The organism is Mesorhizobium sp. M0243 (genome assembly GCF_040321775.1).
Lineage (GTDB): Bacteria > Pseudomonadota > Alphaproteobacteria > Rhizobiales > Rhizobiaceae > Mesorhizobium.
On record NZ_JAMYSF010000005.1, the window covers coordinates 263,767 to 276,916 of the forward strand.

12 protein-coding genes are annotated in these 13,150 nt (G+C 62.9%); 4 read left to right on the top strand and 8 right to left on the bottom strand.

Features of this window, described 5'->3' with window-relative positions:
• Nucleotides 1-13 precede the first annotated feature (13 nt).
• From NKJ11_RS09265 to NKJ11_RS09275, 3 genes are all read left to right on the top strand, one after another.
• Nucleotides 14-469: a cyclic nucleotide-binding domain-containing protein gene (locus tag NKJ11_RS09265; RefSeq protein ID WP_023811239.1), complete on the top strand. Its 456-nt coding sequence runs from the start codon at nucleotides 14-16 to the stop codon at nucleotides 467-469.
• 254 nt (nucleotides 470-723) lie between these two features.
• The gene (locus NKJ11_RS09270) at nucleotides 724-1,806 is read left to right on the top strand and encodes a glycosyltransferase family 9 protein (RefSeq protein ID WP_352793118.1); all 1,083 of its coding nucleotides are present in this window, start codon (nucleotides 724-726) and stop codon (nucleotides 1,804-1,806) included.
• Nucleotides 1,807-1,928: 122 nt separating this feature from the next.
• Entirely contained in the window at nucleotides 1,929-2,708 is a 780-nt protein-coding gene (locus tag NKJ11_RS09275) for a DUF8692 domain-containing protein (RefSeq protein WP_164892947.1), read from the top strand.
• A gap of 29 nt (nucleotides 2,709-2,737) precedes the next feature.
• Here NKJ11_RS09275 and NKJ11_RS09280 read toward each other — a convergent pair whose 3' ends face one another.
• The 7 genes from NKJ11_RS09280 to tesB all read right to left on the bottom strand — a co-directional run bounded on the left by NKJ11_RS09280 (nucleotide 2,738) and on the right by tesB (nucleotide 10,894).
• Nucleotides 2,738-3,544, bottom strand: a complete 807-nt coding sequence (locus NKJ11_RS09280) for an exodeoxyribonuclease III (RefSeq protein WP_352793119.1) — start codon at nucleotides 3,542-3,544, stop codon at nucleotides 2,738-2,740.
• A gap of 168 nt (nucleotides 3,545-3,712) precedes the next feature.
• Nucleotides 3,713-4,396 carry an outer-membrane lipoprotein carrier protein LolA gene (locus NKJ11_RS09285; RefSeq protein WP_023811243.1) on the bottom strand — a complete coding sequence of 228 codons (684 nt, stop codon included), beginning with the start codon at nucleotides 4,394-4,396 and terminating at the stop codon, nucleotides 3,713-3,715.
• 151 nt (nucleotides 4,397-4,547) lie between these two features.
• On the bottom strand, nucleotides 4,548-7,217 hold the full coding sequence (locus tag NKJ11_RS09290; protein ID WP_352793121.1) for a DNA translocase FtsK: 2,670 nt from the start codon (nucleotides 7,215-7,217) through the stop codon (nucleotides 4,548-4,550).
• Between the two features lie 261 nt (nucleotides 7,218-7,478).
• The gene (locus tag NKJ11_RS09295; RefSeq protein ID WP_013528891.1) at nucleotides 7,479-7,754 is read right to left on the bottom strand and encodes a hypothetical protein; all 276 of its coding nucleotides are present in this window, start codon (nucleotides 7,752-7,754) and stop codon (nucleotides 7,479-7,481) included.
• Between the two features lie 255 nt (nucleotides 7,755-8,009).
• Nucleotides 8,010-9,431 (bottom strand): ammonium transporter, encoded by a 1,422-nt coding sequence (locus NKJ11_RS09300; protein ID WP_352793122.1) that lies wholly within the window; start codon nucleotides 9,429-9,431, stop codon nucleotides 8,010-8,012.
• Nucleotides 9,432-9,462: 31 nt separating this feature from the next.
• A complete protein-coding gene (locus NKJ11_RS09305) occupies nucleotides 9,463-9,801 on the bottom strand; it encodes a P-II family nitrogen regulator (protein ID WP_013528889.1) in 339 nt (112 codons plus the stop codon).
• A 217-nt stretch (nucleotides 9,802-10,018) separates the two neighbouring features.
• A complete protein-coding gene (gene tesB, locus NKJ11_RS09310; protein ID WP_013528888.1) occupies nucleotides 10,019-10,894 on the bottom strand; it encodes an acyl-CoA thioesterase II in 876 nt (291 codons plus the stop codon).
• Between the two features lie 97 nt (nucleotides 10,895-10,991).
• Here tesB and NKJ11_RS09315 point away from each other — a divergent pair, with 97 nt between their 5' ends.
• A complete protein-coding gene (locus NKJ11_RS09315) occupies nucleotides 10,992-12,269 on the top strand; it encodes a ubiquinone biosynthesis hydroxylase (protein ID WP_352793153.1) in 1,278 nt (425 codons plus the stop codon).
• A gap of 240 nt (nucleotides 12,270-12,509) precedes the next feature.
• Here NKJ11_RS09315 and NKJ11_RS09320 read toward each other — a convergent pair whose 3' ends face one another.
• Complete coding sequence (locus tag NKJ11_RS09320) at nucleotides 12,510-13,037, bottom strand: hypothetical protein (protein WP_352793123.1); 528 nt, start codon at nucleotides 13,035-13,037, stop codon at nucleotides 12,510-12,512.
• Nucleotides 13,038-13,150 lie beyond the last annotated feature (113 nt).

Genomic DNA, 13,150 nt, shown 5'->3' on the forward strand with positions numbered 1-13,150 from the left:
GGGACATAGCTAGATGGCGCTGGATGACGACATCCGCGTCCTGTCCGCCGTGAGGCTCTTCGAGGGCTTCACGCAGGAACAATTGCGCCTGCTCGCCTTTGGCGCCGAGAACACCAGGCTGATTGCCAACCACAAGCTTTATCGCGAGGACGATGAGGCCGATTCCGCCTATATCGTCGTCAGTGGGCGCATCGTGCTCTACCGGGAGCAGGGTGGTGAACGCATCCCAATTGGCACGGCAGGCCCCGGCACAATCCTGAGCGAACTGGCGTTGATCGCCGACACCAACCGGTTGACCAGCGCCTCGGCCGAGATCGATTCCGAAGTGATGCGGCTCAGCCGCAAGATGTTCCGCCGCATCCTGGAGGAATATCCCGAGATCGCGGTCAAGCTCCACCAGCGCATCTCGGAGGAATTTCAGGCGATGATCCGCCGCATCGAGGAACTGGCGCCGCGCTTCTCTGGCTGAAGGCTGCCCGCCTGCGAAGCTGTTGTGTCGCGGCCAAAGGCGGAAGCGCGGCAGCGCTTTTCAACGACATTGGCCGCGATGACCTGATCGTGGCGCACTGCGGCCGGAGCGGGAATCGCCAAGGTTCGTTCATCCGGACGCCCGGATCCAGGGGCAAGGGTCCGTTGACAGGCATGAGGTGAAATCCTAAAGCACCTCGAAGGCGGCCGGCACAGCAGGCGCCATCACCACCAGGCTCCTGGGGGGAGCGAGCCATGCCATCAGGGCGGTACGAGACGATTATCTTGTATTCCCGCAATGACGCGTTCGGCGACGGATTAATCCGGATTCCGGCTTTGCGCGCCGCCAGAACGGCATTCCCCGATAGTTTCATCGTCTACGGAACCACCCGGTCGTCGTCCCTTGAACATAGCCTCAATCGCCATGCCGGCCATTTGGTCGATGCGATCAATGTGCGGACGCCCCTGGCGCGCCTGATCGCCGGTCACCGCAACGGCAAGGGGCGATTGGCCGTGGTCGATTTCCGCATCTCGGCGCGTTGGCTGCTTCAAGCCTCGGCATCACTGCTCGGCCGCGGCATCGCCTATGAGGCAAACTTTCCGGCTTTCGCCCTTTCCTGGCGCCTGGGCCAAAGGCCTGAAGCACGACCCGGGCACAATGCCTGGCGCTACCACCGCCTCATCGAACGCCTTGCCGGCAAGCGGCTGCCTTTCGATCATCGGCTGGAGCCTGGCCCGGCCGCGCGAGCGGCGGCCAGGGGCCTTGCGGACGGCAAGCATGCTCCGTTGATCATTATCGCGGCGCACGGCAGCGCCAGCAAGCGCATGTCGGCGGATCAGGTTGCCGCGATCGCCGACAGCCTGATCGCCGACGGGGCGGACCTTCTCTATGTGAAAACTCCCGGCGATGGTCCCGATATGGCTGAACTGGCTCAGCGCGTACCGAAGCTGCGGCTTGTCGATTCCGCCGCGATCGAGGGTGTCGATATCGGTGACATCTTGCTGGCGCTCGGCGAGTTTGCCGATCTTTACATCGGCGCCGAAGGCGGTACCGCACATCTCATGGCAACCGTGATGACGCCGATGGTTATCCTCAGTGGCGGCGCCAACATGGCCCGTTGGAGGCCGCTTTCGAACTGCGTGGACGTGATCGAATCCCGTCTTGCAAGCCCGACCGGCCTGGTCGCCGATGTGCCTGCGTCGACAATCGTCGAAGCGGCGCAACGGATGCTGGCGACGCGCCGCCGCGACCATCCCCATCTGCCGGATCTCGCAGGCCTGTCAGTCCAGCAATTTCGCGATAACGACATGCATGAAGACTTGAAGCGCGCGGTTTGAACTTGAATTCATTTGGCGCGCTTCGAAGCGCGTTGAGATTCAGGTCGGCCATTTGCAGGCCAGCCTCACCTGAACATCGACGCCATGGTATAATGGGTTCGGTGGGGCGAAGCGCTGCAATCATGGTGACCACCGGCACAATGCAGGCGAAGTTCTCGGCGGCAAATCTGGCGGCTGTCGTACTTTGGTTCCAGTGGAGTTCCTCTCAGTCCTCAATGAGAATAGCAATGCCAGAGAACAACGCGCTGAACACAAAGCATGGCGGCGAATGGATAATAGCCTGGCGCTTGGTCGTACTGGCGGCGACGGCGATTAATGTTGCGATGCTCTTAGCCGCGCTGTTCATCGCGCAAATTCGTGGCCTGGACGCTTGGATCTTTTATCGAGATCCATCTGCAGCCGCCGAAGTCGGCTTCTATACGGGGTGGATTTCGTCCCTGGGTGCTTCGCTATGGATCGGCACCGGCGCTGCCACCCTGTTTGCTGGCCTGCTCACGCATCGATGGGATTGCACGTTTCTCGGCGGTCTTACCCTGTTCTTGGGCCTCGATGACCTGTTGTTGATCCATGAGGACGTGCTGCCCATTGTAGGGATACCGGAGATCGTTCCGATGATTGTCTACGCCGCCGCCGGGTTGTTCTGGTTCTTTCGGCTGCGACGAAAGACATTCGACGGCACGATCGTCTTTGTGGCCGCAGGCTTCCTGCTTGCGATGTCAGCATCGATTGACCAGCTCGGAGAGCTGTTTCCTACCCCTGGTTCTGCGGCCGCCATCGCCGAAGACGTCGTCAAAGAGCTTGGCATCTTCCTTTGGGCGGCAGGTGCCGTTGGGTACGCGGCGATGGTGACACGATTGGGCCGTCCGTGGGTGGATCCAGCCGACTCCACCTCTACCGACTGACTGCCGCAGGCCCCGCATCTTCAAGCAGGCTAGTCCAGATCGAACCGCGCGATCACAGGCACATGGTCCGACGGGCGCTCCCAGCCGCGCGCCGGACGCAGGATTTCGTAGCCGGAAAAGCTGGGCACCAGGTTCGGCGACGACCAGACGTGGTCGAGACGGCGGCCGCGGTTGGACAGCTCCCAATCCTGCGCGCGATAGCTCCACCAGGTGTAGAGCTTCTGCTCATGCGGCACGTTGAGCCGCATCAGGTCGACCCAGTCGCCGGCGCGCCGCATCGCCTCGAAATTTTCTGTCTCGACCGGCGTGTGGCTGACCACGTTGAGCAATTGCTTGTGCGACCAGACGTCATGCTCGAGCGGGGCGATGTTGAGGTCGCCGACCAGCACCGAGCCGGACACCTCGTCATGTTCTGCCCGAATGGCATTCATCTCGGCGACGAAGTCGAGCTTGTGCTTGAACTTCCTGTTGATGACGGGATCCGGTTCGTCGCCGCCCGCCGGGACGTAGAAATTGTGCAGCAGGATCGCCTTGCCGCCGGCCCGCACCCTCACCGAGAGGTGCCGGCTATCCTCGATTTCGCAAAAGCGTCGCTTTTCGACCAATTCGATCGGCCGCCGCGCCACGGTTGCTACGCCGTGGTAGCCCTTCCGGCCATGGAAGGCGATGTGTTCGTAGCCGAGCTTGCGGAAAGCCTTTTCGGGAAACAGGTCGTCGGGAACCTTGGTTTCCTGCAGGCACAGCACGTCGGGGGCCTGCTCCACGAGCAGGCGCTCGACGATCGGCATGCGCAGGCGAACGGAGTTGATGTTCCAGGTGGCGATGGAGAAGGGCATTGGCAATCCAGGACAGCGTGCGGCCGACCAGAACCGATGGGTTCCGGCGGGGAAGACGCCTTTTGACGGAGTCAGCCCGGGAAATTGCCAGCCGCGGGCCGCAAAGACAAGCCGGGCCACGCCCGACGAGGCGCGGCCCCGGTGCTTTCCACAGCTATAACAACTGGGTTAGCGCGCCTTGTTGGTGTTGAGCTCGCGGTTCGCCGTGTAGTCGATGGCGAAAGTATCCGGCGCGAAGCTGACGCCTTCCTTGGTGTTGAAGATCATCACCGTCGTATCCTTGCCCTGCGCGTCGGTGATCGTCCACTGCCGCAAATCGAAGGTTTTCGGATCGAACATCATGGTGATCTTCGAATTGCCGAATACGGATTTGTCGGCGAGCTGGATGGTGGTGAGGTCATCCTCCTGCTTGACGCTTTTGACGCGGTCGCCGGAGAGGTCGATCCTGGTGTCGAGCAGCAGCTTCAGAGGCGTCTTCGACAACGGATAGAGATCGGACGTGTTGAGCCTCTTGTTCAGGATGACCACCGACTGGCCGTCTGAAATCACCCGGAAATTCGAAGAGCCGTCATAGTTGAAGCGGATCTTGCCTGGCCGTTCAAGGAAGAACTTGCCGCCGGTCTGCTCGCCCTTGGGGCCGAACTGCACGAATTCGCCGCTCATCGATTTGACCGAGGAAAAGTGGTCGGCGATCTTCTGCGCAGCGGCCGGCACAGCCGCCTGCGCCGAAGCCAGCACCTGGAAGCCGGGCACCGCGTTGAAGGCTGCCGCCCCCGCAAACGCCAGGCCGAGGCCCAGCAACTGACGCCGGGAGGGAGCAAATGTGCTGAGCGCTGAAAGATCGTTTTTCATGTCGGTCACTCTCATCTGATTCCTGAGTTGTTCCGTGCTTGGACCCCCAGTTAGGCTGAAATTTGGCGGGTCGGGCGTCCCTTGGTCGCTTCAACGCCTTGAAAGGTTCAAGGTTGCCGGACCGGGATGTCACAAGGGTCAGGCTTTCCAGTCAGAACTTGTCGTCTTCGGTCGGCACCAGGATCTCTCGCTTGCCGGCATGGTTGGCCGGGCCGACGATACCTTCCTTCTCCATCTTCTCGATGATCGAGGCGGCGCGGTTGTAGCCGATGCCCAGCCGGCGCTGGATATAGCTGGTCGAGGCCTTGCCGTCGCGCAGCACCACGGAGACCGCCTGATCGTAGGGATCGTCGGAATCCTCGAAATTGCTGTTGCCGCCACCGGACCCACCCTTGCCCGACGGCTCGTCGTCGTCCTCGCCGTCATCCTCGGTGATGGCGTCGAGGTATTCCGGCACGCCCTGCAGCTTCAGATGCGCGACGATCTTCTCGACCTCTTCATCGGCGACGAACGGGCCGTGCACGCGCTGGATACGACCGCCGCCGGCCATGTAGAGCATGTCGCCCATGCCGAGCAGCTGCTCGGCGCCCTGCTCGCCCAGAATGGTGCGGCTGTCGATCTTGGACGTCACCTGGAAGGAGATGCGGGTCGGGAAATTGGCCTTGATGGTGCCGGTGATGACGTCGACCGACGGCCGCTGCGTAGCCATGATGACATGGATGCCGGCGGCGCGCGCCATCTGCGCCAGGCGCTGCACGGCACCTTCGATGTCCTTGCCGGCGACCATCATCAGGTCGGCCATCTCGTCGATGATGACGACGATATAGGGCATCGGCTCGAGATCGAGGTTCTCGGTCTCGTAGATCGCCTCGCCGGTCTGGCGGTCGAAGCCGGTCTGCACGGTGCGTGAGATCTTCTCGCCCTTCTTGTCCGCCTGGCTGACGCGGGCGTTGAAGCCGTCGATGTTGCGCACGCCGACCTTGGACATCTTGCGGTAGCGGTCCTCCATCTCGCGCACGGTCCATTTCAGCGCCACCACCGCCTTCTTCGGATCGGTGACGACGGGCGTCAGCAGATGCGGGATGCCGTCATAGACCGAGAGTTCCAGCATTTTCGGATCGATCATGATCAGCCGGCAGTCCTGCGGCGTCAGCCGGTAGAGCAGCGACAGGATCATGGTGTTGATGGCGACCGACTTGCCCGAGCCGGTGGTGCCGGCGACAAGCACGTGCGGCATCTTGGCAATGTCGACGATGACCGCCTCGCCATTGATGGTCTTGCCCAGCGCCAGCGCCAGCTTGGCCTTCGTCGTCTCGAAGTCACGGCTGGCCAGGATCTCTCTGAGATAGACGGTTTCGCGCTTGGCGTTCGGCAGTTCGATGCCGATGGCGTTGCGGCCTGGCACCACCGCGACGCGGCAGGCGATGGCGCTCATCGAGCGCGCGATGTCGTCGGACAGGCCGATGACGCGTGACGATTTGATGCCGGGCGCCGGTTCGAGCTCATAGAGCGTGACCACCGGGCCAGGACGGACGGCGATGATCTCGCCCTTGACGCCGAAATCCTCCAGCACGCCTTCGAGCAGACGGGCGTTCTGTTCCAGCGCGTCCTTGGACAGGCTGGCGTCGCGCACCACGTTCTTCGGTTCGGAGAGGAAGTGCAGCGACGGCATTTCGAATTTTTCCGAGCCGATCAGCGATGTCTGCGCCTCGCGCTGCACGCGGGCGCCGGGCACGGGGCGCGCCGCCGGCGCCTCGACGCGGGTGGCTGCGTCGGAGCGGAACGGCTGCACCTTGGCGGTCGGCGCGCCGCGGCGTTGCACGACAGGCTCATCGTCGAAATCGGCATCCTCGCCCGCATTGTCGAAGCGGTCGTCGAAGATATCGGCATCGTCGGGATCGAGCGAGACGCTGCGGTCATTGACCATGGCGGCGAAGAATTCGGGCTCGACGCGGGCGCGGCCATCCTGGCTCATCCGCTGCTCGGCAAACTCGGCCGATTCGACCCGTTCTGCGGCGCGCCGCCAAGCGGTGGAGCGCTGCTCCATCTCCGGCTCGTACTCGTCCCGCTCCTGCCTGCGGCGCAAGGCGCGGCGGTGCATCCACGCGCGGAGCGAGAGCCACCAATGAGTAATTGCCCCGAGTGCCAGGATGCCCTCGTCGCCCTCGTCCTCGTCATTGTCGAACAGAAGGTCGTCCTCGCGCGGATCGGCGGCGGGCTCGTCCTCCATCACGGCGAAGCCGTTCTTGCGTCCGATCAGCGCCGAGCCATGGGCGAAGAGCCACAGTGCGGGCGCGGCCAGCAGGATGGCGATGATGCTGGCGATCAACCCGGTCGGATAGCCGCCGATGACGACGCCGGGGATCTTCAGCACCATGTCGCCAAACACGCCGCCGAGGCCGGTGGGCAGCGGCCAGGTCTTGGGCGGCACAACGCAGCCGACCATCGCCGCGGCCAGCAGCGCGAAGCCGAACCAGGTCAGCCCGCGCTTGGGCAGCCTGTCGACACCGCGCGCGGAAAACAGCAGGAAGCCCCAGATGACCGTCGGAACCAGGGCCGCGACGGCGGCGAGGCCGAAGAACTGCATGGCCAGGTCGGAGAACACGGCACCCGCATAGCCCATGGCGTTGGTGACGGTGTTGTTCGTCGCGTGGGAAAAACTCGGATCGGCGACATTCCAGGTGGCAAGGCTGGCAACGCCAAAGGCGGCCAGCGCGAACAGGCCGACGCCGACCAGCCGTCCGACCTGACGCCGCGCGAACGCCTGGATGCCGTGCCCCGTATCGGCCAGCGCGAGCGGTGCTGAAGCCCCTGAACGCATGCTCTTCCCCGTCTGTCATGGTCTCGCCGGGTGCGTGGCGCACTCCGGCAGATTCGGGTCTCAGACTATCGGTGGGAAGGTTAAGGGCGCATTAACTATAAGAGGTTGAGATGATCAAACCTCGTTACCGCCGGTTGAGCCGTATGAGGCAATGATGGACGACGGGCCGATGGAGCTTCCATCGAACGACACAATGGCGGGCTGGCAGCCCGCCATTGGTCGTCTGGAACAAAGATCGGGTCTCGGCCCGATCGCGGCAAATCAGTTGGCGCCGCCGAGCGCCTGCACATTGGCGCAGAATTCCGCATGCGGCTTGCTCATCGCCGCATCCTGGCATTCCTTCTTCATCGCTTCCTGCTTTTCCATCGGCATGGCCATGAAGGCTGTCTTGAAATCCGCCATCGGCTTCATGGTTTTCATGCCGGAGTCCGTGAAGAACGGCGCCATGTTGTCGGGCTCATCCAGAGCACCGGCAAAAGCCACGCCGCCGATCATGGAAAGAGCAAGCGCTCCGAGGCAGATGTTCTTGAGGTTCATGAGATGGTTTCCTTCCCTGTTGTTGGCACGAGCGTCAGAACGACGATCGCCTCCACTGTTCGGAACCAGAGCGGTCGTTGTTTCCTCAAAAAACCTGATCACCCGAACGTGATTGCGTGAAGCCGGGCATTGCCGGAACGGCTTGCCAAAAAAAGAGGCCCGGACATGATCCGGGCCTCAATGCGTGAACTCCTTTCGGGAGCGTCACGACGGGATGGGAGAATGCGGGGCGGCCGAGGCCGCCTCGCACAGGGCTTACGAGTGATAGGCCGCTTCGCCATGCGAGGTGAGGTCGAGGCCTTCGCGCTCTGCGTCGGCTGTCGGACGCAGGCCGATGATCAGGTCGACGATCTTGTAGAGGATGGCGCTGCCGATACCCGACCACAACAGGGTCACCAGGACACCCTTGGCCTGCGCCAGGAGTTGTGTGGCCGTGCCGGCATAGCCGGCAGCAAAGTCGGCCGTCGAATAGTCGACAATGCCGGCGCCACCGAGGGCAGGATTGACCAGGATGCCTGTGCCGAGCGCGCCGATGATGCCGCCGATGCAGTGGACGCCGAAGACATCAAGGCTGTCGTCGTAGTCGAACGCGTTCTTCACCACCGAGACGAAGAAGTAGCAGACGAAGGTCGCGACGATGCCGAGCACGATGGCGCCCATCGGGCCGGCAAAGCCGGCAGCAGGCGTGACGGCGACGAGGCCGGTCACCGCACCCGAAACAGCACCAAGCATGGAGGCTTTGCCGCGCAGCACCGATTCAAGCACGATCCAGGTGACCGCCGCCGCCGCCGTGGCGACGAAGGTATTGATCATGGCCAGCACCGCATAGGCGTTCGCTTCAAGGTTCGAACCGGCGTTGAAGCCAAACCAGCCGACCCACAGCAGCGAAGCACCGACCATGGTCAGCGTCATCGAGTGCGGCGCCATGAGATCCTTCTTGTAGCCGCTGCGCTTGCCGATCATGAGCGCGCCGACGAGGCCGGCAATGCCCGCATTGATGTGAACGACCGTGCCGCCGGCGAAGTCGATAGCGCCGAAGCTGAAGATGAGGCCCGTCGGATCGCTATAAGCGCTCGGGCCGCCCCAGAACCAGACCATATGAGCGATCGGGAAGTAGATGAAAGTGACCCACAGGATGACGAAAAGGATCAAAGCGGAGAATTTGACGCGTTCGGCGAAGGCGCCGACGATCAGGGCCGGCGTGATGCAGGCGAAGGTCATCTGGAAGACGACGAACACCAGTTCAGGAATGGCGACACCCTTGGTGAAGGTCTCCGACAGGGTCGTCACATCGACGCCGGAGAGAAACATCTTGGAAAGGCCGCCGACGAAGGCGTTGCCCGGGGTGAAGGCGAGGCTGTAGCCGTAGAAAACCCAGATGATCATGACCACGCTGGTGATGGTGAAGACCTGCATCAGCACCGACAGCATGTTCTTGCTGCGAACCAGGCCGCCGTAGAAAAGCGCAAGACCGGGAACCGTCATCAACAGCACCAGAACGGTGGAAACCATCATCCACGTGGTGTCGCCCTTGTCGACGGTGAAAGCTGGCGCTGCTGCGGCCGCGGCGGGAGCCGCTTCCTGCGCGAATGCGGCGACCGTGCCCAATGCTCCGAGCGCGAACGAGCCGAGCAGCGCGGAGCGCGCCGCTGACTTCAAGGTGGAAGGAATATTCATTGAACTCTCCATTGGAATACGTGATCGCCGCTCAGAGCGCGTCGGTGTCTGTTTCGCCGGTGCGGATGCGCACCGCCTGATCGATGCCGAAAACGAAGATCTTGCCGTCGCCGATCTGGCCGGTCTTGGCGGCTGCGGTGATGGCTTCGACGGCCTTGTCGACCATGTCGGCACTGACCGCGACTTCGATCTTGATCTTCGGCAGGAAGCTGACCGCGTATTCCGCCCCGCGATAGATCTCCGTATGCCCTTTCTGACGCCCGTAGCCTTTGACTTCGGTGACGGTCAGGCCCTGGATGCCGACGGCGGTAAGCGCTTCGCGTACCTCGTCGAGCTTGAACGGCTTGATGATTGCCATCACAATTTTCATAAGGTTTCACCCTTCGCTGTTGCGGTCCCCCGCGTTTGCACACCTTCACCGATCCTAAAAAGCCGGAGAGTGCCCACGAGGATTCAAGCTCCGTGCCAAGTGCGGAAGCAGTGTGTTAACCCATTGTAAACAAAGAGATTGAGGAGCGTTCCGACGCAACCTGTTGATAGCTGCGGCGATGCATCTGCTTAAAAATTGGGCAAATTTTGAAAAATGCCTACTCTGCAGGCGATCGCTTGAGCCGGATCAGCCCTTCCTGCGCAACCGAGGCAATCAGCGTGCCGTCGCGGGCAAACAGCGACCCGCGCGTAAAGCCGCGCGACCCCTGTGTCGACGGGCTGTCCTGCGTGTAGAGCATCCAGTCGTCGAGCGCATGACTGCGATGGAACCACATGGCGTGGTCGAGGCTCGCCGCCTGGATATCGCGGTCGAAAATGGCGCGGCCATGCGCGAAGGTCGATGTGTCGAGCAGTGTCATGTCGGAAAGATAGGCGAGCACCGCCGCCTGGATGGCGCGGTCCGCCGGCACCGGACCGGTGGTGCGGATCCAGATGTTCTGCTTTGGCTCCAGTTTTTCGCGGCTGGTGTAATGCTTGAGCATCACCGGCTTCATTTCGATCGGCCGGTCGCGCTCCCAGTAGCGTTTGATGCCATCGGGCACCGCCTCGCCGAATTTGCCCAGCAATTCGCGCTGCGACAGCAATGTGTCCGGCCCCGGAACGTCCTGCGGCATCGGCACCTGGTGCTCCAGGCCGACCTCATCCTGCTGGAACGAGGCTTCGAGCGAAAAGATCGCCTGGCCGTGCTGGACCGCTACCACGCGCCGCGTGGTGAAGGAGCCGCCGTCGCGAATACGGTCGACCTCGTAGACGATCGGCACCTTGGTGTCGCCAGGCCGCATGAAATAGCCGTGCAGCGAATGCACGTACCGATCGGGATCCACTGTCCGCTGCGCCGCCACCAGCGCCTGGGCGATGGTCTGGCCGCCGAACACGCGCTGCCAGTCGAGCAGCGGGCTGCGACCACGATACAGATTGTGTTCCAGCTTCTCGAGGTCGAGAATGCCGAGAAGCTCGTCCATGGCTGCCGTCATATTTCGCGCCCTCGTCGTAGAAGTGTTATGGCGGTTTCCGACAGGACGGACAGGCAGTCAAGGGTGCAGGGCCCGGCGGCGCGCAGGAGCGAAGATGATGGAACGCAAGGCGGACACGAAAACCGGGGCAAACGCGAAAACAAGATCTGGGCTCGATGTCCTGGTCGCCGGCGCCGGCTATGTCGGCCTGGCCGCCGCCATATCGCTGAAGCAGGCGCGACCGGGTCTAGCCATCGCTCTCGTCGATGCCGCACCTGCTGGCGCCTGGCAAAGGGATGGCCGCGCCTCGGCCATTGCCGCCGCCGCATGCCGCATGCTCGACCAGCTCGGCGTGTGGGCCGAGATCGTGCCCCAGGCGCAGGCGATCACCGAGATGATTATCACCGATTCGCGCACCGCCGATCCGGTGCGTCCGGTCTTCCTGACCTTCGACGGCGAAGTGGCGCCGGGCGAGCCTTTTGCGCATATGGTCGCCAACAGGGTGCTGAACGGCGCCTTGCGGGCCAGTGCCGAAAAACTCGGCATCGACATCATCGAAGGCGTCGCCGTGCAGGGGTTCGAGACCAACGGCGCCGGTATCACCGTGCATCTCGCCGACGGCGCGACGCTGAAGGCCCGGCTGCTGGTCGCCGCCGACGGCGTCAACTCGAAGCTGCGCGACATGGCCGGCATCAAGACGGTGAAGTGGGAATATGGCCAGTCCGGCATCGTCTGCACGGTGGCGCATGAACGCCCGCACAATGGTCGCGCCGAAGAGCATTTCCTGCCGGCTGGCCCCTTCGCCACATTGCCGCTCAAGCCCGGCGAGGACGGCACCAACCGCTCGTCGATCGTCTGGGTCGAACGTACGCCCGACGCCGAGAAGCTGGTGGCCGGTGACGATCTCCTCTTCGAACACGAACTCGAACAGCGCTTTGGCCTGAAGCTTGGCGAAATCCGCGTCGCCGACAAGCCGCGCGCCTGGCCGCTCGGCTTGACCATTGCGCGTGCCTTCGTCGCACCCCGCATCGCGCTCGCCGGCGATGCCGCCCACGGCATCCACCCGATCGCCGGCCAAGGCCTCAATCTCGGCTTCAAGGATGTCGCAGCCCTTGCCGAGGTGATCGTCGAGGCCGACCGGCTCGGCCAGGATATCGGAGCGCTCGACGTGCTCGAGCGCTACCAGCAGTGGCGCCGCTTCGACACGGTGCAGATGGGTGTCACCACCGACGCGCTGAACCGGCTGTTTTCCAACGATATCGGCCCGCTGCGCACCGTCCGCGACATCGGCCTCGGCCTCGTCGAACGCATGCCGCGCCTGAAGGAATTCTTCATCCGCCAGGCGTCGGGACTGTCCGCCGGCACGCCAAGACTGTTGAAGGGCGAGGCGATTTGACCCGCGGCCAGCATCCCCAACGTCGTCATCCTTGGGCGTAGCGACGCGAAGCGGAGCGAAGACCCAAGGATCCATGCCGCGACCTTGGCTGAAGAATGCAGCGGAGCAGAATTCTGCACCGTGATGACGCGTTTGAGTCGCGGCATGGATCCCGGGGTCTGCGCCGCGTCGCTTCGCTCCTTGCTCCGCCCCAGGATGACGAAAGCGATGGGCGTTTCCGCCAATCGCCAAGGTATGCGATCAATTGACCTCAAAACCCAGCTTCTGCCGCAGCCGCAATATCCTCTGGTCGGATATTTCGAGGCGTTTCTCGCCGCCCTGGGCGGCCCGGTTGACCATCTGCAGCAGATCGTTTCGCTCGGCGACATCCAGACGCTCGCGCAGGAACGGCGCCAGTCTGTCGATGACGATTGTGGTGTCGTCGATCTGTGACGCCGCCCATTTGGCGTAGACCACCGCTTCGTCCGTTTTCTTCTTGTCGGCGATCTCGGAAATCACGGCGCGGATGACGGCCTCGCGCTGCGGCAGTATGGGCCCATCCTCGGAGACGATCGACGTGATCAGCGTAGCCGCCGCTACGACCGGATCATCGATCGCCGTCAGCGGCGACAGCGCTGCCTGCTTGCGCAGCTTCTTGCGGCGGATGTTGCCCTGTACGCGCCCGACAACGTCCGCAACGTCACGCGCGGCCTCGTTCATGGCCTTCATCCGGTACCACCAGAACGCCGCCGCGCCCATCACGCCAAGGATAGCAATCAGGAAAGGCATGTCGAAATCCCCAAGAACCCCGGCGACGATAGGAGAACTCTCGCCTTGCTTCAACACGCAAAAGTTGCGCACGAAATGAACCAGGACGATCGTTCAATCGAATGTCTTGGTTT

Bases quoted from the DNA above. Each gene is read 5' to 3' on its own strand.
- NKJ11_RS09265 (WP_023811239.1), top strand. From the start codon at position 14: ATGGCGCTGGATGACGACATCCGCGTCCTGTCCGCCGTGAGGCTCTTC.
- NKJ11_RS09270 (WP_352793118.1), top strand. From the start codon at position 724: ATGCCATCAGGGCGGTACGAGACGATTATCTTGTATTCCCGCAATGAC.
- NKJ11_RS09275 (WP_164892947.1), top strand. From the start codon at position 1,929: ATGGTGACCACCGGCACAATGCAGGCGAAGTTCTCGGCGGCAAATCTG.
- NKJ11_RS09280 (WP_352793119.1), bottom strand. From the start codon at position 3,544: ATGCCCTTCTCCATCGCCACCTGGAACATCAACTCCGTTCGCCTGCGC.
- NKJ11_RS09285 (WP_023811243.1), bottom strand. From the start codon at position 4,396: ATGAAAAACGATCTTTCAGCGCTCAGCACATTTGCTCCCTCCCGGCGT.
- NKJ11_RS09290 (WP_352793121.1), bottom strand. From the start codon at position 7,217: ATGCGTTCAGGGGCTTCAGCACCGCTCGCGCTGGCCGATACGGGGCAC.
- NKJ11_RS09295 (WP_013528891.1), bottom strand. From the start codon at position 7,754: ATGAACCTCAAGAACATCTGCCTCGGAGCGCTTGCTCTTTCCATGATC.
- NKJ11_RS09300 (WP_352793122.1), bottom strand. From the start codon at position 9,431: ATGAATATTCCTTCCACCTTGAAGTCAGCGGCGCGCTCCGCGCTGCTC.
- NKJ11_RS09305 (WP_013528889.1), bottom strand. From the start codon at position 9,801: ATGAAAATTGTGATGGCAATCATCAAGCCGTTCAAGCTCGACGAGGTA.
- tesB (WP_013528888.1), bottom strand. From the start codon at position 10,894: ATGACGGCAGCCATGGACGAGCTTCTCGGCATTCTCGACCTCGAGAAG.
- NKJ11_RS09315 (WP_352793153.1), top strand. From the start codon at position 10,992: ATGGAACGCAAGGCGGACACGAAAACCGGGGCAAACGCGAAAACAAGA.
- NKJ11_RS09320 (WP_352793123.1), bottom strand. From the start codon at position 13,037: ATGCCTTTCCTGATTGCTATCCTTGGCGTGATGGGCGCGGCGGCGTTC.